Source organism: Pseudomonas sp. 22189 (genome assembly GCF_052045635.1).
GTDB lineage: Bacteria > Pseudomonadota > Gammaproteobacteria > Pseudomonadales > Pseudomonadaceae > Aquipseudomonas > Aquipseudomonas parakoreensis.
This window is the reverse complement of record NZ_JBQEPG010000015.1, coordinates 1-20,045: the sequence shown is the minus strand read 5'-3', so window position 1 is coordinate 20,045 and position 20,045 is coordinate 1. Positions and strand designations below refer to the sequence as shown.

Sequence of the window (20,045 nt, the reverse complement as noted above, 5' to 3'; positions counted from 1 at the left end):
ATCCCGTCGCGCTGCGGTCAAACTGCCAGTAAACTGCGCTGTATTTCCTGAACCACTCTATTTCTGAGGTTTTGCATGACTATCAGTCCTTTTGCGGGCAAACCGGCACCAGCAGAATTGTTGGTCGACATCCCGCGACTGGTAACGGCTTATTACACCGGCCAACCGGATGCTTCGATTTCCACCCAGCGTGTGGCGTTTGGTACTTCCGGGCATCGGGGCAGCTCCTTTGACCTGAGCTTCAATGAGTGGCACGTTCTGGCGATCAGTCAGGCCATCTGCCTGTACCGCGAAGCACAGGGCATTGATGGCCCGTTGTTTGTCGGTATCGACACTCACACACTGTCGACTCCGGCCGGAGCCAGTGCGTTGGAAGTGCTGGCAGCCAACGGCGTGACCGTGATGATCGCCGAAGGCGACGAATACACGCCGACGCCGGCGGTTTCGCATGCGATTCTCTGCTACAACCGTGACCGCACTTCTGGCCTGGCCGATGGCATCGTCATCACGCCGTCGCACAATCCGCCACAAAGTGGTGGTTACAAATACAACCCTACCAATGGCGGCCCGGCCGACACCCATATCACCAAGTGGATCGAAGCCAAGGCCAACGAACTGCTGGCCAACAAGCTGGTGGGTGTCAAACGCATCAGCTACGAGCAGGCGCTCAAGGCGAGCACCACGCACCGCCATGACTACCTCAACACCTACGTCGCCGACCTGATCAACGTGATCGACTTCGATGCCATTCGTAGCGCCAAATTGCGCCTGGGTGTCGATCCGCTGGGTGGAGCAGGGGTGCGTTACTGGTCGGCAATTGCCGAGCATTATCGTCTTGATCTGGACGTTGTTAACAAACAGGTCGATTCGACGTTCCGTTTCATGACGGTCGACTGGGATGGACAGATACGTATGGACCCATCGTCCAGCCATGCCATGCAAGGTTTGATCGGTCTCAAGGAGCGTTACGACGTGGCCTTCGCCTGCGACCCGGATCACGATCGTCACGGCATCGTCACCCCGTCGGGTGGTCTGCTGGCACCGAACAACTATCTGGCGGTATCCATCGATTACCTGTTCCAGAACCGCCCGCAATGGCGCGCCGACGCTGCCGTGGGTAAAACCGTGGTCAGCAGTGGCCTGATTGATCGTGTGGCCAAGCGCCTGGGTCGGCGCTTGTTTGAAGTCCCGGTCGGCTTCAAATGGTTTGCCGATGGCCTGTTCGACGGCTCATTGGGTTTTGGTGGCGAGGAGAGTGCCGGCGCTTCGTTCCTGCGCAAGGATGGCGGCGTCTGGAGTACCGACAAGGACGGCCTGATTCCAGCTCTGCTGGCGGCTGAAATGACCGCGCGTACCGGTCGTGACCCAAGCCAGGCCTATCGCGCCCTGACCGATGAGCTGGGCGAACCGTTCTCGGTGCGCGTCGATGCCAAGGCCAACCCTGAGCAGAAAGCCCTGCTGAGCAAACTGTCGCCGGAGCAAGTGACGTCGACCGAACTGGCGGGCGAGAAGATTCAGAGCATTCTCAGCCATGCGCCGGGCAACGATCAGGCCATCGGCGGTTTGAAGGTGATGACCGAAAACGGTTGGTTCGCCGCGCGTCCTTCGGGCACCGAAGACATCTACAAGATCTACGCTGAAAGCTTCATTGGCGACGACCACCTCAAGCAGCTGGTGGCTGAAGCGCAAACCTTGGTGGATGGCGCAATCAGCACCAAGTGATCTTCAGGGAGGTGAGTTCTTTGTGTGGTGAGGGGATTTATCCCCGATGGACTGCGTAGCAGTGCGCTCCATTGAAAAGACGGCCGCTTTGCGGCCTATCGGGGATGAATCCCCTCGCCACAAAAGCTGCAAAAAATGGGCGACCATGACGGTCGCCCCTTTTTTTACCTGCATATCAGGCGATCAAGCCAGATCCACCAAAACGATTTCGCTGTCTTCGAGTGCCGTCACCGTCAGTACCGCCTCCTGCTCGACGGCAACGCCATCTCGAGCTTGCGCACGCAAGCCATTGACTTCAATCAGGCCGGTGGCGGGCACCAGATACGCACGGCGTCCTGCATCCAGTTGATACTCAGCGGTTTCTCCCGCCTTGAGATTGGCTGCAACCAATCGCGCATCGGCGCGAATGCGCAAGCTCTGATCATCGCCATCCTTGCCGCTGGCCAGGGTGACAAAGCCTTCGCGCTGACCTTTGGGGAACGGTTTGGCACCCCACGATGGCGGCGCCCCGGTTTCCGTCGGCAGAATCCAGATCTGAAAGATTCGGGTCTCCTTGTCTTCCAGGTTGTATTCGCTGTGTGCGATGCCGGTACCGGCGCTCATGACCTGCACGTCGCCGGCTTCAGTGCGTCCCTTATTACCAAGGTTGTCCTGGTGAGTAATCGCACCTTCACGCACATAGGTGATGATTTCCATGTCGCGGTGCGGGTGTAACGGGAACCCGGTGCCGGCGGCGATCACGTCGTCATTCCACACCCGCAGATTGCCCCAGTTCATGCGTTGCGGGTCGTAGTATTCGGCGAACGAAAAGTGGTGATGGGCATCCAGCCAGCCGTGATGAGCGCCGCCCAGCGTGTTGAAAGGTCTGAGTTCAAGCATGATCGTCTCCTCAAAAGGTCCGTCATGGGGCGCAACGCCAGAGCCACGAAGCGAGACCGTCGGTTAATGACGGGCATCATCCATCAGTCAATCATCGAGAAAAAGCGTAAAAAGTGCGGCATTCTCATCGAATCCGTTGATGAGAAGCGGGTTCGAAACGGTCTCATCCCACTTTCACTTCATCGCCTAAACCAATGAGCTGTAAGCATTTCGCTAGAACTCAGGGGCAAATAAAGACACCATAGCCGCAACAGCCTCACACACTGGAGCCCTCAGCGTGGCGCAACACACTCCCGATCTGCCTCCCGAACTCCGTCCACTGGCCGAGATGCCATGGTTCAAGCGTCTGGCCGCGCGTTTCTTCGGCCACGGCCTGACACGCTTGCGCGCTCAACACCGCGCGTCATGGTTGCACGGTCAGGCTGACGGCTTTCGCAGTGGCCATACCGCTGGCGTGGAGTACGGCTTCAAGGAGGGCAAACTCGAAGGCCTGGAGGAAGGTCGGCAAGTGCTGTTGATTCGTGACAGTCGCAGCACCGAACATCGTCCGCCGAACGTGGACAATCATTTGTTCGACGACTGGCGCCTGCCCCTCAGTGCCGAGCTGAAGAAGCGTATGAAGGCCGATGTGGCGCGGTTGCTGCCCGAACATGCTCAGCCAAGCGCCGCGCAATGGAAGATGATTTTCAGTGATACGCCTTCGACCTCGGTGATTGCCGGTGCCGGAGCGGGCAAGTCGACGACGCTGGTACTAAGGCTTCTGTTGCTCACTCACTACCTGGGCTTTGAACTTGATTCGATGACCGTGGTGACCTTCACCCGCGAGTCGCGCAAGGACTTCATCAACAAACTGATCGAATTGTTTGCGCTCTGGGGTTTAGCCCTGAGCCTGAAACAGGCGCGGGAACTGGTGCGCACCTTTCACTCGCGGATTCTGCCGATGGTGCGCAGTCTGCCGGGATTTGAGCGCTTGCAGGCGTTCGAGAACCTCAGCGACCGAATTCAGGGTGCTGACGAAGAGGTCGACAGCAATCCATTCGATTTGCGGATCAACGACGCTCAGCGCCGCCAGCTCAATGCCTGTTACCACCGGTTGTTCACGGAAGACGAGCGTTTCCGTCAGCTCATTCAGCCGTTGGCCAAGGCGGGTTTGCAGCTCAAGGAGCTGGAACGCGATCACCCGGACGTGCAAAAGCGCATGGCGGTGACAGAGTTGGCGGCCAAGCGCGATGAAGAGCTGTGCGATGCCATCGAAGACTTGTGGTTTCGCGCAGGTGCCTGGCCGATCAAAGGCATCGAGCCCAGCCGGCAAACGTTCGAGATCAACGGTTCGACCTTTCACTGCCATGGCTACATTCCCAGCCTCGATGCCTGGGTGATGCTCGGGTTTGATCCTCGGGAAAACCCGCAGATCTGCCGACCCAATGCCAGGCTCGGGGTGCGTGCTGAGTGGGCAGTCAAGCGCACCCTGTTTCAAGCTTTCTGTCGTAAGCCATTGATTTGGTTGGATAGTTACGAAGCTTCGAAGCGGGTCTTGTCGACGTTGGCAGGCGACGCGAGCGCCGGTCCAGGCTTCGATTACAAGGTCAAAGGTGAGCTGGTTTCGGCGCCGCTGCTGGACTGCTTTGTCGCGGCGGCCGGCTTCATCGAAAACCTCGGGCTGGACGTGCCGGACGCTGTCGGCCGGATGAGTTTTGCCAAGGATGATCCGGACCGGTTCTTCTTTGAGGCGCTGAGCCTGTTCTGGCGTGCCCTGGAAGATCATTTGCTCGATCAGAAACCGCCGGTGATGACCTATAACCGGATGTTTGCGCTGTTCAGCGAACATTCGCCAGAGAACCTCAAACTGCTCAGTGACGAGCTGCTGCGCCCCATGTCGCACTTGATGATCGACGAGTTTCAGGACGTTTCGCCGCAAATCGTCTCCTGGATCCGTGCCAGTCTGGCGGAAATCCGCAGTCGTGGCCCGGCGATGCATGTTGGGCGAGGCGCGCAGCGTTCGTCGTTGCTGTGTGTGGGCGATGACTGGCAGTCGATCTACGGCTGGCGTGGCAGTTCACCGAGTTATTTCATGGAATTCAACAAGGAATTCCCTTCACCGGGCACTACACGGGTGATGCTCAGCGACAATTACCGCAGTCATCAACACATCATCGATGCCGCTGAACACATCGTCCGTGCAGCGCCGGCAATCCCGGGCAAAAAAGCCAAAGCCAGCGGCGCCCCCAAGGCCTTGCAGCCGGTGAGCGTGCTGGAACGCGATGATCAGGCTTTGGGGCTGCGCCTGGCCGAACACTACAATCGCGGCGACTCAATCTTGATGCTGTATCGAAAAAGCAGTGATAAGTCATTGATTGAACAGCATATTCAGTCTGTAGTTAATGTTGATTCGAGCTTGCCGTATGAAGCGCGACGCCTGAAACAACTGACTTACCACAGTGCCAAGGGACTGCAGGCCGATGCGGTGTTTCTGCTGGGTGACTGCCAGCACCTGACCAGTTCTCCGTACAAAAACCAGGTGTATCGCATGGCTGGCCTGGGCAAGGCTGGCGACAGTGAGCCCTATGACACGGCGCAAAAGGACGAGATATTGCGGCTGGCGTATGTCGGCATCACCCGGGCGGTCAGCCATTGCTATTGGTACGTCGAGCCGCAGGACGCTCAGTCAGTCAATATGCCGAGAGCGTCTGACCGGGTGGCCCAGGACAAGGCATTCTTCGTCGATCAGCGGAAGCAGCCGCAGACTGCGTGATGCACGTCCGCGCACAAAAAAGCCCGCCGGAATTGGCGGGCTTTTTCATAAAAAAAACAAAGGCTTAAGCGTAACTCTTGAGAGACTCTGGAGGAACGAAAGTCTCCAGTTCGTCTTCCACGGCTTCGATGATTCGTTCGACATCGGCCGCGTTCATCACCGTGGCGCAGGGAATGCCGGCGATGGCGATCACGGTTTCACCGCTGGCACGATCGAACAGTCGGGCAATCATGCTGCCCGGCGCATCCATCGTCGCTTCAAAACCCATTGGATGAAAATGCCAGCGCATCAACTGGCACGCGTTGGGGAAGGTGACTTTACTGGAACCTTTATTCATGTGTTGCCCGCCTTCTTCATCGAGCGATTCCTTTTGCTCATGTTAGGTGGGAAGAGCCTTCATTGGCTCAACCGGTCAGTGACGTTAAAAGTAGCATCCGCATGTGAATTTTCCGTGAGCTTTTTCAGTTCATTTTGCGATTGCTGCGCATTTTTTGATGTAAGTCACGCCTCCATCACTCATCGCCAAAAGGCCAGTACGGTTTACTGATTGATCGTCAGGATGAAGTTGGGCAAGCTCGGTGCTTTTGCGCAGAGCCCTTTATGCATGTCGACGACGGCCCAGAACAGACCCCGGCCACGGCCGCTACGGTCATGCGCTATCACTTGAGCTGGAAACATCGCGACCTGGACAGCGTCATGGCGCTGTACCACCCGGAGGTTCAGTACAACGATTTCTTTCAGAACCGGGTGCTCGGTTTTGATGAGTTACGTGAGTACGTGCGTGTCAGCATGCCGCGAGAATCCGACGAAGCGCTGGAGCATTGCGACCGGATCCGCGTGGATGGCAACACTGCCTACATTCAGTACGAAGTGACCTTGCGCGGTGGCGACGGACTGGTGTCGTTCCGTTCCAGTGAAGCGATCACGGTGAAGGACGGCCTGATCTGGCGGGTCAACGAATATGCCTCGCTGGTTCGCACGCCAACCAGTGGCACCGTCGCTCCCAGCCAGCGTCCGGCAGTGAGTCGACTGGGCCTGTCACCGCGCCAGATCAGTTTCATGGCCGAAGACTTGCAGCTATATTTCGAACGGCAACAGCCTTACCTCGATCCAGAGCTGGATCTGCAACGGGTGGCGAAGGAGTGCGGGTACAGCCGCAATCAGATTTCCTACCTGCTCAATCAGGTGCTGGGGCAGAGCTTCTATCGATACGTCAACCAGGCGCGCCTGCAGCATTTGCTCAAGTCACTGGATCACGCCACGCCACCGCTGCGTATCGATGAACTGGCATTTGCTGCCGGTTTCAACTCGCTGTCGGCGTTCTACAGTTGCTTTCGCCAGCACACCGGCCAGTCGCCGAAGGCCTACGCCAAACAAATTTCTTTGCGGGCACGCGCGCAAGACAGTGATTGAAGTCACGCACTAGGATCGACGCCATCGAAGGTTTTCAGTGGCGGAGTCTTGCATGCCGGCGTGGCGCACTATCAGTTTGTGGATGGATCAACTCGACGAGCCGCTGATCGCGCGGCCGGCGCTGGAACAGGATCTGGATGTCGACGTGGCCATCATCGGCGCCGGTTACACCGGGCTGTGGACTGCGTACTACCTGAAAAAACTCGCGCCGGGTCTGGATATCGCCATCATCGAGGCGCAAACCGCCGGTTTCGGTGCGTCCGGGCGCAATGGTGGCTGGCTGATGGGCAATCTGCTGGGCGAGGATCGACTGCTCGCCGGCCTCTCGCCACAGCAACGTCGCGCCTCTTTTGATCTGCTGCACAGCATCCCCGATGAAGTGGAAATTGTCCTCGAACGTGAGGGTATCGACTGCGATTATCGCAAGGGCGGGGTGCTGTACTGCGCCGCTCGCTACCCGGAACAGGAAGCCAGCCTGCGCGAATACCTCGACAAACTGCACGCCCAAGGCCTGACCGACAACGATTACCGCTGGCTGAGCCCCGAACAACTGGCGCAACAGATTCGCGTGGCAAAACCCTACGGCGGCATCTATGCGCCGCACGTGGCGACGATTCACCCGGCGAAGCTGGTGCGCGTTCTGGCGCGTACCGTGCAGAACATGGGTGTGAAGATCTACGAAAACAGCCCGGTCACGCACTGGCAGTCCGGTAGTTTGCGCACGGCCAGGGCCCGTGTGCGCAGCCGCTGGATCGTGCCGGCCGTTGAAGGCTATTCGGTGACGCTGCCGCCGCTGGGCCGCTATCAGTTGCCGGTGCAAAGTCTGATTGTCGCCACCGAACCGCTGTCGGCTGCGACCTGGGATGAAATCGGCCTCAACCGCGGCCAGGCCTTCAGCGAGTTCAGCCGTCAGGTCACTTATGGCCAGCGCAGTGCCGATAACCGCCTGATCTTCGGCGCTCGCGGCGGCTACCAGTTCGCCGGCAAGTTGCGCCACAACTTCGATCTGACCCGCGATGAAGTCGAACTGCGGCGCTATCTGTTCGGCGAGCTGTTCCCGCAACTGAAAAACGTGCAAATCACCCACGCCTGGGGCGGCAACCTCGGCATGTCACGGCACTTCAAGCCGCACATGCTCTGCGATCGCGCCAATGGCATCGCGCTGTCCGGCGGTTATGGCGGGGAGGGCGTGGGTGCCAGCAATCTCGGCGGCCGCACCCTGGCCGATCTGATTCTGGAGCGCGACACCGAACTGGCGCATCAGCCGTGGGTGCTGCCGGACGGCGGGATCCATGCGCTGCGCGCCTGGGAGCCGGAACCGTGCCGCTGGCTCGGTTACAACGCGATCATCAAAAGTTTTGTCCACGAAGACCAGACCCTGGCCAATCCGGCCACCGCACCGTGGCGGCGCAAGCTCGCCAGTCAAGTCGCGGGCTTCATGGAAGGTTTCATGCACTAACCGCCGTTTTCTTCACAAGACAGGTCACACCCATGAGCATTACGCAGTTCAAGAACACCGCCAGCCTGCAACTGGACGAATCCAACCCGGTCGCCGTGCCGATCGGCGAGCCGGTCGCGATGGCCTCAACCACCAGCGTCGAGCGCGACGACGGCGTCGAAACCGGCGTCTGGGAATGCACCCCGGGGCGCTGGCGCCGGCAGATCACCGCGCAAGAGTTCTGCCATTTCATCTCCGGGCGTTGCACGTTCACCCCGGACAACGGCGGTGAAACCCTGCACATACAAGGTGGCGACGCACTGATGTTGCCGGCCAACACGCTCGGTATCTGGGATATCCAGGAGACGGTGCGCAAGACCTACGTCCTTATTTTCTGATTGTTTGATCCTTTGATTGCCTGCCAACAAAAATAGCCACCACAGGAATCACCTCATGATCCAGAAAACCCTCGCTCTGGCGCCGCTGCTGCTGGCTGCCTCCATTAGCCATGCCGCCGAAACGGTGAAGATTTACAACTGGTCCGATTACATCGCGCCGGACACCACGAAAAACTTTCAGAAAGACACCGGCATTGGCGTCACCTACGACGTCTACGACAGCAACGAAACCCTCGACGGCAAGTTGATGACCGGTAAATCCGGGTATGACGTGGTGTTCCCGTCTAACCACTTCATGGCGCGGCAGATCCAGGGCGGGGCGCTGAAGAAGCTCGACAAGAGTCAGTTGCCGAACTGGAAGAACCTCAACCCGGTGTTGCTCAAGGCCTTGCAGGTCAACGACCCGGATAACGAGCACGGCTTTCCGTATCTGTGGGGCAGCACAGGCATCGGCTACAACGTCGCCAAGGTCAAGGCGGTGCTGGGTGATAACGCGCCAGTGGATTCCTGGGATCTGATCTTCAAGCCCGAATACATGGAAAAACTGCAGAAGTGCGGCGTGGCGATCCTCGATAACGGCCCGGAATTGCTGCCGGCAGCCCTCAACTACCTGGGCTTGCCGCCCCACAGCAAGAACCCCGAGGATTACAAGAAAGCCGAAGCACTGCTGATGAAAGTGCGGCCGTATGTCAGCTACTTCCATTCCTCGAAATACACCAGCGACCTGGCCAATGGCGATATCTGCGTGGCGGTCGGCTTTTCCGGCGACATCCTGCAAGCGGAAAATCGCGCCAAAGAAGCGAAGAACGGCATCGACATTGGTTACGCGATTCCCAAGGAGGGCGCGGCAATCTGGTTCGACATGGTCGCCATGCCCGCCGATGCGCCGGACGAAAAGGCGGGGTACGCGTTCATGAACTACCTGCTGCGCCCGGACGTGATGGCCGGCATCAGCAATTACGTGCACTACGCCAATGGCAACCAGCAGGCCGACGGGCTTATCGACCCGGCCATCAAAAGTGACACCAAGGTCTATCCGAGCCCGGAGATGATGGGCAAGCTGTTTGCGCTGGAAGCCATGCCGCTGAACATCGACCGGATCCGCACCCGTGTCTGGAACAAAATCCGTACCGGTAGCTGAGCCAACCCCAAACCCTGTAGGAGCTGCCGCAGGCNCTGCGGCAGCTCCTACAGAAAATCGCGTTAATTTAGTTGATATCAATACACTGGCATTGCACTAATAGAGTGCAGGAAAGTGAGACGCGTCTAACAAAAAACAACTTACCAATATTTAATATTTAAATAGAAAATCGTCAGACAATTGGGGGCGGTGAAACCGGGTAAAACAATCTTTCGACCCCGCAGGCTTTGTTTACGGTAGTTTTGCGCAACAGTGCAATTTGATCTCAAAAAAAGGCTAGACGTATGATTTCAAATTGTGTCAGGTTCGTTACGCCTTCATTGGGCGAGTGATAGGACGATCTCGCCAGGGATCGTCGCTATCTGACAAAAACTGTTCCATTGCTAAACAAGGAAGTGTGTTTATGTCGAAAGTAAAAGCTAACGCTATTGATATCACCGCAGACACATTCGTGCCTGTGGGTGCAGTGCAGTCTCTGGCGGCAACCAGTTCCGCCTGGAATCAGATCAATAGCTTCAGCCATCAATACGATCGTGGCGGCAACCTCACGGTCAATGGCAAACCCTCCTTCTCGGTGGATCAAGCCGCCACCCAATTGCTGCGAGACGGTGCTTCCTGGCACGACCTCGACAACAGCGGCAAGATCGAACTGACCTACACCTTTCTGACCGCCAAAACCGCTAACTTCAGCGGTCTGGGCGTCACCGGTTTCAGTCAGTTCAGCTCCCTGCAGAAGGCCCAGGCCGTGCTCGCCATGCAATCCTGGGCGGATGTCGCCAACGTGACGTTCACCGAAGCTTCCCGTGGTGGCGACGGTCACATGACCTTCGGCAACTACAGCGGCGGCCAGGAAGGCGCGGCGGCGTTTGCGTTTCTGCCAGGCACCGAGCCAGGTTATGACGGTCAGTCCTGGTATCTGACCGGCAGTGGCTACGACGTCAACAAAACCCCGGGTCTGAACAATTACGGGCGTCAGACCCTGACGCACGAAATCGGCCATACCCTGGGCCTGTCTCACCCTGGCGACTACAACGCCGGCGAAGGCAATCCGACTTACAAGGATGCTTCCTACGGGCAAGACACCCGCGGTTATAGCCTCATGAGTTACTGGAGTGAAAGCAACACCGCCCAGAACTTCAGCAAGGGCGGTGTGGAAGCCTATGCCTCCGGCCCGCTGATGGACGACATTGCAGCAATCCAGAAACTGTACGGCGCCAACCTGACCACCCGTACCGGTGACACCACCTACGGCTTCAACTCCAACGCCGGTCGCGATTTCCTCAGCGCCTCGTCGTCGAGCGACAAGCTGGTGTTCTCGGTGTGGGATGCGGGCGGCAAGGACACCTTCGACTTCTCGGGTTTCACCCAGAACCAGAAGATCAACCTCAATGAAGCCTCGTTCTCTGACGTGGGCGGCATGATCGGTAACGTATCCATCGCCAAGGGCGTGACCATCGAGAACGCCATTGGCGGTTCGGGCAACGACCTGCTGATCGGTAACAGTGCGTCCAACGAGCTGAAGGGCGGTGCCGGCAACGACATCATCTACGGCGCCGGTGGTGCGGACAAACTGTGGGGCGGTTCGGGTTCGGACACTTTCGTGTTTGCCTCCAGCTCCGACTCCAAGCCAGGTGCAATCGATCAGATCCTCGATTTTGTCAGCGGTCTGGACAAAATCGACCTGAGCGCCATCACCAACGGGTCCGGCCTGCACTTTGTCAGCAGCTTCACCGGTTCGGCCGGCGACGCGATCCTGACCTCGTCGGGCGGCAACAGCCTGTTGTCGGTGGACTTCTCCGGGCACGGCGTGGCGGACTTCCAGGTCAGCACCGTTGGCCAGGCAGCAACCAGCGACATCGTGGCGTGATGTAAACGGGAAAGCGGCGCTTGATGCGTCGCTTTCTTTGCTTGCATCGTGTTGATTGCTGGGCAAGGCTAGGTGCCGGAGCGAATTTTCTGATGATCCGTAAAGTTTTTACCTACAAGGGAATGGCGTGGCTTTCGGCGGCGCTGATCATGATTTCTGGAGAAGCAACCATGGCAAGCAGCCTCAGACTGGAAGACCCCTCCGTGTTCGCCGGGCAGTGGCAGGCGATTCTGACTGCACCCGATGACGCCCCAGAGGCGCAGGCATTGCAGGATAAACCCTCGAACACCTGTCTGATCGATCTGGAACCCAACCAGACACTGGGCAAGGGCGCCGAATGCCTGGGGGCATGGCTCGAGCAAGCGCCAGTCGGCTGGTTTCCTGATCCGGACGGCTTGTCGATTACCGGCAAGGAAGGTTCAAGAATCCAGTTCTTCAGCCGACAACGTGATGGGCTTTATCTGAGCACTTTGAAGTCGGGACTGGTGATTACGCTGACGCGCCATACACCGCAGCCGTGAACAACGGCACCGACTGAACCGTTGACTATAAGGTTTGATGTTGCAGTTATAAGCAACAGCTCAATGCAACGAGTGGCGTTGAACTGTTGAAAGTTGTTATTGAAGTGTAAGTGCAAGTTGCAAGAACCCGTCCGGTCTGTGCACGGATAATTAATAGACGCGTCTCGCCAAAGAATGGCGGGGATTACATTCAGGAATAATCAATGAAGATGGCGAAGGCCCCAGCCACCGCTCCCTTATTCAAGGCTTTGGGTGACTATAAAAGCATTCTGATCAGCGTCGGGTGCTTTACCGCACTGATTAACGTGCTGATGCTGGTGCCCTCCATTTATATGCTGCAGGTCTACGACCGCGTGCTGTCTTCGCAGAACGAAACCACCCTGGCGATGCTGTCCTTGATGGTGGTCGGCTTTTTCGCCTTCATCGGCATGCTGGAAGTGGTGCGCAGTTTCATCGTAATCCGCATCGGCAGCCAACTGGAGCGCCGCTTCAACCTGCGGGTGTATCAGGCGGCGTTCGAACGCAACCTGTTCAAGGGCGAGGGTAACGCCGGGCAATCGCTGGGCGACCTGACCCACATTCGCCAATTTGTCACCGGGCCAGCCCTGTTCGCGTTTTTCGACGCGCCGTGGTTCCCGGTCTACCTGTTCGTGATTTACCTGTTCAACGTCTGGCTCGGAGTCCTCGCCACGGCGGGTGCGCTGCTGCTGATCGCGCTGGCGTGCCTCAACGAATACATGACCAAGAAGCCGCTGGGCGAAGCTGCCGGTTACTCGCAGAAGTCCAGCCAACTGGCGACCAGTCACCTGCACAACGCAGAAACCATTCAGGCCATGGGTATGCTTGGTGCGTTGCGCAAGCGCTGGTTCGGCGTGCATTCACGCTTCCTCGGTCTGCAGAATCAGGCCAGCGACACCGGTGCGGTGATCAGCTCGATCAGTAAAACCCTGCGCCTGTGCCTGCAATCGCTGGTGCTGGGTCTCGGCGCGTTGCTGGTGATCAAGGGCGACATGACGGCCGGGATGATGATCGCCGGTTCGATCCTGATGGGCCGGGTGCTGAGCCCGATCGATCAGTTGATCGCCGTCTGGAAACAGTGGAGCGGGGCGAAGCTCGCCTACCGCCGTCTGGATGCCTTGCTGCAGGCGTTCCCGCCGAGCGACGCGGCCATGGCGTTGCCCGCGCCAAAAGGCCAGATTGCCTTTGAGCAAGTCAGTGCCGGCCCTCCGGGGCAGCGCGCGGCGACCCTGCACATGGTCAACTTCGCGATTGGCGCGGGCGAAGTGCTGGGCGTGCTCGGTGCTTCCGGGTCCGGCAAGTCGACCCTGGCCCGAGTGCTGGTCGGCGTGTGGCCGACCCTGGGTGGCACCGTGCGCCTGGACGGTGCCGACATCCATCGCTGGAACCGCGACGAGCTCGGCCCCTATATCGGCTACCTGCCACAAGACATCGAACTGTTCAGCGGCAGCATCGCCGAAAACATTGCCCGGTTCAGTGAAGCCAACCCGGAAAAGGTCGTGGCTGCCGCGCAACAGGCTGGCGTGCACGAGATGATTCTGCGGATGCCGCAAGGTTATGACACACAGTTGGGCGAGGACGGCAGCGGTCTGTCCGGCGGACAGAAGCAGCGTGTCGCATTGGCGCGCGCCCTGTATGGCGACCCGAGCCTGGTGGTGCTCGATGAGCCGAACTCCAATCTCGACACCGTCGGTGAGGCCGCGCTGGCCAGCGCCATCGCCCAGCTCAAAGCCAAGGGCACGACCGTGGTGCTGGTCACACACCGCTCTTCGGTACTGGCCCAGGCCGACAAGTTGCTGGTGCTCAACGACGGTCGTCTGCAGGCATTCGGCAACAGTCAGGACGTACTCAAGGCGCTGTCCGGCGCTCAGGAACAATCACGGGAAAAATCTGCGCAGGCACCGGGCGGGCTCAGCATGAGCCGGCAGTACCAGCCCACGACAAGGAATTCGGGTGTATGAGCAGCGCCAGCATGAACACTGAAAACGAAGCCTCCATGGAACACGCATACGTCACCGAGCGCCCGGAGCGCGATGCGAAATTCTTCGCGCGCATGGGCTGGATTCTGGCCATCGTCGGCGCCGGCAGTTTCTTCACCTGGGCCGCACTGGCGCCGCTGGATCAAGGCATTCCGGTGCAGGGCACCGTGGTGGTGTCGGGCAAGCGCAAAGCCGTGCAGTCGATGAGTGCCGGCGTGGTCAGCCGGATTCTGGTGCGCGAAGGCGAGAGCGTGAAACAGGGCCAGCCACTGTTCCGCCTCGACCAGACCCAGGTCGCGGCCGACGTGCAGTCGCTGCAAGCCCAGTACCGCATGGCGTGGGCCAGCCTCGCGCGCTGGCAGGCCGAGCGCGATAACCTCAAGCAGGTGACCTTTCCGGCAGAGTTGAGCAATGATCCGGATCCGCGTCTGGCGCTGGTCCTTGAAGGCCAGCGTCAATTGTTCAGCAGCCGCCGTGAAGCGTTTTACCGCGAGCAGGCCGGTCTGCGCGCCAGCATCGAAGGTGCCACCGCGCAGCTGGCGGGCATGCGTCGCGCCCGCACCGACCTCAACGCCCAGGCCGATTCGCTGCAGCAACAACTGAGCAACCTGCAGCCGCTGGCGGACAACGGCTACATCCCGCGCAACCGCTTGATGGAGTACCAGCGGCAGCTGTCGCAAGTGCAGCAGCAACTGGCGGAAAACACCGGTGAAAGCGGCCGGGTAGAGCAGGGCATCCTCGAATCGCGCCTGAAGCTGCAACAGCATGGCGAGGAATATCAGAAGGAAGTGCGCACGCAACTGGCCGACGCGCAGCTCAAAAGCGTGACCCTGTCCGAGCAACTGACTTCGGCCGGTTTCGACTTGCAGCACAGCGAGATCCTCGCCACCGCCGACGGCGTGGCGGTCAACCTTGGCGTGCACACCGAAGGCGCCGTGGTGCGTCAGGGCGAAACCCTGCTGGAGATCGTCCCGCAAGGCACCACCCTGGAAGTCGAAGGGCACTTGCCGATCAACTTGATCGACAAGGTCGGCACGCATCTGCCGGTCGATATCCTGTTCACCGCGTTCAACCAGAGCAAGACCCCGCGCGTGCCGGGTGAGGTCAGCCTGATTTCCGCCGACCAGATGGTCGACGAGAAAACCGGCGTGCCGTACTACGTGTTGCGCAGCAGCGTCAGTGATCAGGCGATGGAAAAACTCCACGGTCTGGTGATCAAGCCCGGTATGCCGGCGGAAATGTTCGTGCGCACGGGCGAACGTTCACTGCTCAACTACCTGTTCAAACCGCTGCTCGATCGGGCCGGCTCCGCGTTGACCGAAGAATAAGGATGTTCGGCTGTATGAATAAGCTTTCGATGTTGGGGGCGGCGTTCGCGCTGCTCGCAGGAAACAGCGCACTGGCGGCCATGGGGCCATTCGAGGTCTACGAACAGGCATTGCGCAACGATCCGGTGTTCCTCGGCGCGATCAAGGAGCGCGACGCGGGCCTGGAAAACCGCATCATCGGCCGCGCCGGGCTGTTGCCGAGACTGGGTTACAACTACAACCGGGGCCACAACACCTCGAAGGCCACGCAACTGACCGCTCGCGGCAATCTGACCGAAGACCGCAACTACAACAGCTACGGCTCGACCCTGACCTTGCAGCAACCGTTGCTCGACTACGAAGCCTACGCGGCGTATCGCAAAGGCGTGGCGCAGTCGCTGTTCGCCGACGAAGCGTTTCGCGGCAAGAGTCAGGAGCTGCTGGTACGGGTGCTGGACAACTACACCAAGGCCTTGTTCGCCCAGGATCAGATCGATATCGCCCAGGCCAAGAAGAAGGCTTACGAGCAGCAGTTCCAGCAGAACGAACACATGTTCAAACAGGGCGAGGGCACGCGCACCGACATTCTGGAAGCCGAGTCGCGCTACGAACTGGCGACCGCCGAAGAGATCGAGGCGCGCAACGAGCAGGACGCCGCGCTGCGTGAACTGGGCGCGCTGGTCGGCGTGCAGACGGTGGATATCAGCGAGCTGGCACCACTGGATCAGAACTTCCAGACCTTTGCGTTGATGCCGGCCAACTACGACACCTGGCATGAGCTGGCGATCAGCAACAACCCCAACCTGGCGTCGCAACGGCAAGCGGTAGAAGTGGCCAAGTACGAAGTCGAGCGAAACCGCGCCGGGCACCTGCCGAAAGTCAGTGCCTATGCGTCGATCCGCAAGACTGAATCGGACAGCGGCAACACCTATAACCAGCGCTATGACACCAACACCATCGGCTTTGAAGTCAACGTTCCACTGTATGCCGGTGGCGGGGTGTCGGCCTCGACCCGTCAGGCCAGCCGTACCATGGAGCAGGCGGAATACGAACTCGACGGCAAGACCCGCGAAACCTTGATCGAACTGCGCCGCCAGTTCAGCGCCTGCCTGTCGGGCGTCAACAAGTTGCGTGCCTACCAGAAGGCCCTGGCGTCGGCTGAAGCGCTGGTGGTGTCGACCAAGCAAAGCATTCTTGGCGGTGAACGGACGAACCTCGATGCGCTGAACGCAGAACAGCAACTGTTTACTACCCGCCGCGATCTGGCTCAGGCGCGCTATGACTATTTGATGGCCTGGACCAAGCTGCATTACTACGCGGGGACCTTGAACGAACAGGATCTGGCGCGGGTGGATGAGGCGTTCGGACAAGGCCCGAAAACCCAGTAACACTGAAAATCCTGTAGGCGCTTGAAGCAGAGCAAAAGATCGCAGTCTGCGGCAGCTCCTACATTGAGCAAGAACTGGCTGAACAGTAATCCCTGTAGGAGCTGCCGAAGGCTGCGATCTTTTGATCTGGCTGTCAGTGCCTGCAAAACAATAAGAAAAGTGAGTGGTGAACATGGACGTACGCATCAAGCCGGCAGCGGTCGGCACCCTGTTGCTCGCAGTTTCCATCGCGCAAGCCCATGCGCAGTACCTTGAATCCGGCAAGCCCGGCGATCCCGCCAGTTGGCGCAGCGCCGAATTCCAGCGCGACTGGGGCCTGGCGCGGATGCAGGCCGATCAGGCTTACGCCGCCGGTATCACCGGCAAAGGCGTGAAGATCGGCGCCCTCGACTCCGGCTTCGATGCCACCCACCCTGAGTTCGCCAGCGACCGCTACCACCCGGTGCTGGCGTCCGGCAGTTACGTCGACGGTTCGCTGTTCAGCGTCAATGGCACCCTCAACCCCAACAACGACTCCCACGGCACCCACGTGGTCGGCACCATGGGCGCCAGCCGTGACGGCACCGGCATGCACGGCGTGGCGTACAACGCGCAGATCTATGTCGGCAATACCAACAACAACGACAGTTTTCTCTTCGGCCCCAAACCCGACCCGCGCTATTTCAAAGCCGCGTATGACGCGCTGGCCGCCGCCGGCGTACGTGCGATCAACAACAGTTGGGGCAGCCAGCCGCCGGATGTCAGCTACCGCACTTTGGCCGATCTGCACGCCGCATACGCTCAGCACTGGAATCAGGGCACTTGGCTCGACGCGGCGGCGGATGTCTCGCGCCGTGGCGTGATCAACGTGTTCAGTGCCGGCAACAGCGGCTACCCGAACGCCAGTGTGCGCTCGGCGTTGCCGTACTTTCAGCCGGATCTGGAAGGCCACTGGCTGGCAGTCTCCGGGCTGGACCAAAGCAATCAGCAGAAGTACAACCAGTGCGGCATCGCCAAATACTGGTGCATCACCACGCCGGGGGCGAAGATCGACAGCACCATTCCGGGCGGCGGTTATGCGATCAAGTCCGGCACTTCGATGGCCGCGCCGCACGCCACCGGGGCGCTGGCGCTGGTGATGGAACGTTATCCGTACATGAACAACCAGCAGGCGCTCGACGTGCTGCTGACCACCGCCACGCAACTCGACGGTTCGGTCACCGATGCGCCGACCGAGCGGGTCGGCTGGGGCGTGGCCAACCTCAATCGGGCGATGCACGGGCCGGGACAATTGCTCGGCGCGTTTGATGCCAATCTGGCCGCCGGGCAGAGCGATGTGTGGAGCAATGACATCTCCGACAAGGCATTGATTCAGCGCCAGCGCGAAGACCTCGCCGAACACCGCGCCTGGCAGCAGACCCTGCAGGACAAAGGCTGGCAAAACGGTATTCCGGCCGGCGCCAGTCAGCAGGATCAGACCGACTACGCGGTCGGTATGGCGCGTGATGCCGCAGCGGCGACGCGGGTCTATCAGGGCAGCCTGATCAAGTCCGGGGCAGGGCGCTTGTTGCTGACCGGTGACAACACCTTCCGTGGCCCGACCACGGTCAATGGCGGCTTGCTCAGCGTCAACGGTTCGCTGGCCTCGGCGGTGACCGTCAACGACAGCGGCACCCTCGGCGGTTCGGGTCGGATCGCCTCGTTGAACGCCAACAGCGGCGGCCGCGTGGCTCCGGGTAACTCCATCGGCACGTTGAACGTGGCCGGTGACGTGACCTTCGCGCCAGGCTCGACCTACGCGGTAGAGCTGTCGCCGACCAGCAGCGACCGCATCGTTGCCGGCGGCAGCGCGAGCGTCAGCGGTGCCACGGTCAGCCTGTCGCTGGAAAACAGCCCGACCCTGCTCAGCACCACTGAAACCCGCAGCCTGCTCGGCCATTCGTACGACATTTTGCAAGCGGCCGGTGGTATTCAGGGCCAGTTCGGCGCGGTGCTGCCGGATTACCTGTTTATCGGCGGCAACCTCGACTACGCGGCCAACGCCATTCAGCTCGACATCCAGCGCAATGCGACCTCGTTCGCCAGCGTCGGGCGGACCCCGAATCAGCGTGCGGTGGCGACTGCAGTCGAAGGTTTGGGCGCCGGCAACTCGGTGTACGAAAGCTTGCTGCTGTCAGCGTCTGCAGCTTCGGCGCAACAGGCGTTCCAGCAACTCAGCGGGGAAATCTACCCGGCACTGGGCTCGATGCTGATCAATGACAGCCGCCAGTTGCGCGACGCGGTCGGCGAACGTCTGCACGATGCCAACGCCACGCCAGGCAATGGCTGGATCAAGGCCCTTGGCGCCTGGGGTTCGACCGACGCCGGTAACGACACTTCGCGCTACAGCACCTCGATCGGCGGCTTGCTCGCCGGTGTCGACGGCGCGCTGGATGAGCAGACGCGCATCGGTCTGGTCACCGGTTACAGCGACAGCTCGCTGAACATGGGCTCGGACACGCACTCGTCGGCCAAGGTCGACAGCTATCACCTCGGCGCTTACGCCGGTCACGACATCGGCGCCTGGCGCCTGAGCACCGGCGCGGCCTACAGCTGGCATCGCGCCGATGTGAAACGCGATCTGCAATACGGCGACGTCAGCGCCAAACAGAAAACCAAGGTCGATGCGGCCACCACCCAGGTCTTCGGTGAAGCGGCTTATCGCCTGAACTTGCAACCGGTCGCGCTCGAGCCGTTCGCCAACCTCGCTTACGTGCATCTGAACACTGAAGGCTTTACCGAAAAGGGCGACGCGGCGGCGCTGAAAAGCTCGGGCGATCAGCGCGACGCAGTGCTCAGCACTCTCGGTGTACGGGCGGTCAAGCGCTTCAATCTGTCGACGCAACAGGCGCTGGACGTCAGTGGCCATCTCGGCTGGCAACACAGCTTGAGTGACATCGACGCCGAACAGCCTCTGCGTTTCGCCAGCGGCAGCACGCCGTATTCGGTCGAAAGTTCGGCGCTGGTGCGTGATGCGGCGCTGGTGGGCGTGCAAGCCAGTCTGGCGTTGAGCAAGGACGTGCGGGTCAACCTCGATTACAACGGACAACTGGCCAACCGCGAGAAGAGCCACGGCGTGGGGTTGAGCCTGAACTGGCAGTTCTGACGGAGGATGAATACGTCCCCTGTAGGAGCTGCCGAAGGCTGCGATCTTTTGACTTTGATTTTTTAACAACAAGATCAAAAGATCGCAGCCTGCGGCAG

The 20,045-nt window shown here is 59.8% G+C and carries 14 protein-coding genes; 12 read left to right on the top strand and 2 right to left on the bottom strand.

Going from position 1 to position 20,045, the window contains the following annotated elements:
• The first annotated feature begins 75 nt into the window (after positions 1–75).
• The gene (pgm, locus tag ACTJKS_RS17305) at positions 76–1,722 is read left to right on the top strand and encodes a phosphoglucomutase (alpha-D-glucose-1,6-bisphosphate-dependent) (protein WP_440828904.1); all 1,647 of its coding nucleotides are present in this window, start codon (positions 76–78) and stop codon (positions 1,720–1,722) included.
• 183 nt (positions 1,723–1,905) lie between these two features.
• On the opposite strand, the gene ACTJKS_RS17300 is transcribed toward pgm, so the two are convergent.
• Positions 1,906–2,601, bottom strand: coding sequence for a pirin family protein (locus ACTJKS_RS17300; protein WP_041064200.1), 696 nt, complete (start codon positions 2,599–2,601; stop codon positions 1,906–1,908).
• A gap of 277 nt (positions 2,602–2,878) precedes the next feature.
• Between ACTJKS_RS17300 and ACTJKS_RS17295 the strand changes: the two genes are divergently transcribed.
• Positions 2,879–5,353, top strand: a complete 2,475-nt coding sequence (locus ACTJKS_RS17295; RefSeq protein ID WP_108182770.1) for a UvrD-helicase domain-containing protein — start codon at positions 2,879–2,881, stop codon at positions 5,351–5,353.
• Between the two features lie 64 nt (positions 5,354–5,417).
• On the opposite strand, the gene ACTJKS_RS17290 is transcribed toward ACTJKS_RS17295, so the two are convergent.
• The gene (locus ACTJKS_RS17290) at positions 5,418–5,690 is read right to left on the bottom strand and encodes a DUF1652 domain-containing protein (RefSeq protein WP_262947822.1); all 273 of its coding nucleotides are present in this window, start codon (positions 5,688–5,690) and stop codon (positions 5,418–5,420) included.
• A 263-nt stretch (positions 5,691–5,953) separates the two neighbouring features.
• On the opposite strand from ACTJKS_RS17290, the gene ACTJKS_RS17285 reads away from it, so the two are divergent.
• The 10 genes from ACTJKS_RS17285 to eprS all read left to right on the top strand — a co-directional run bounded on the left by ACTJKS_RS17285 (position 5,954) and on the right by eprS (position 19,947).
• Positions 5,954–6,766, top strand: coding sequence for a helix-turn-helix domain-containing protein (locus ACTJKS_RS17285; protein WP_440828903.1), 813 nt, complete (start codon positions 5,954–5,956; stop codon positions 6,764–6,766).
• Positions 6,767–6,818: 52 nt separating this feature from the next.
• Positions 6,819–8,225 carry an NAD(P)/FAD-dependent oxidoreductase gene (locus tag ACTJKS_RS17280; protein WP_262947820.1) on the top strand — a complete coding sequence of 469 codons (1,407 nt, stop codon included), beginning with the start codon at positions 6,819–6,821 and terminating at the stop codon, positions 8,223–8,225.
• 32 nt (positions 8,226–8,257) lie between these two features.
• Complete coding sequence (locus ACTJKS_RS17275; RefSeq protein ID WP_145598187.1) at positions 8,258–8,602, top strand: cupin domain-containing protein; 345 nt, start codon at positions 8,258–8,260, stop codon at positions 8,600–8,602.
• Positions 8,603–8,657: 55 nt separating this feature from the next.
• A complete protein-coding gene (locus ACTJKS_RS17270; RefSeq protein WP_041064182.1) occupies positions 8,658–9,743 on the top strand; it encodes a polyamine ABC transporter substrate-binding protein in 1,086 nt (361 codons plus the stop codon).
• Positions 9,744–10,146: 403 nt separating this feature from the next.
• Positions 10,147–11,610: a serralysin family metalloprotease gene (locus ACTJKS_RS17265; protein ID WP_041064176.1), complete on the top strand. Its 1,464-nt coding sequence runs from the start codon at positions 10,147–10,149 to the stop codon at positions 11,608–11,610.
• A 92-nt stretch (positions 11,611–11,702) separates the two neighbouring features.
• Positions 11,703–12,131 (top strand): AprI/Inh family metalloprotease inhibitor, encoded by a 429-nt coding sequence (locus ACTJKS_RS17260; protein WP_198758677.1) that lies wholly within the window; start codon positions 11,703–11,705, stop codon positions 12,129–12,131.
• A 203-nt stretch (positions 12,132–12,334) separates the two neighbouring features.
• The gene (locus tag ACTJKS_RS17255; RefSeq protein ID WP_262947819.1) at positions 12,335–14,110 is read left to right on the top strand and encodes a type I secretion system permease/ATPase; all 1,776 of its coding nucleotides are present in this window, start codon (positions 12,335–12,337) and stop codon (positions 14,108–14,110) included.
• Positions 14,107–15,456 carry an HlyD family type I secretion periplasmic adaptor subunit gene (locus tag ACTJKS_RS17250; RefSeq protein ID WP_041064170.1) on the top strand — a complete coding sequence of 450 codons (1,350 nt, stop codon included), beginning with the start codon at positions 14,107–14,109 and terminating at the stop codon, positions 15,454–15,456. Before ACTJKS_RS17255 ends, ACTJKS_RS17250 begins: the two co-directional genes overlap by 4 nt.
• A gap of 2 nt (positions 15,457–15,458) precedes the next feature.
• Complete coding sequence (locus ACTJKS_RS17245) at positions 15,459–16,823, top strand: TolC family outer membrane protein (protein WP_047597221.1); 1,365 nt, start codon at positions 15,459–15,461, stop codon at positions 16,821–16,823.
• 172 nt (positions 16,824–16,995) lie between these two features.
• The gene (eprS, locus tag ACTJKS_RS17240; RefSeq protein WP_262947818.1) at positions 16,996–19,947 is read left to right on the top strand and encodes an autotransporter serine peptidase EprS; all 2,952 of its coding nucleotides are present in this window, start codon (positions 16,996–16,998) and stop codon (positions 19,945–19,947) included.
• Positions 19,948–20,045: the final 98 nt, after the last annotated feature.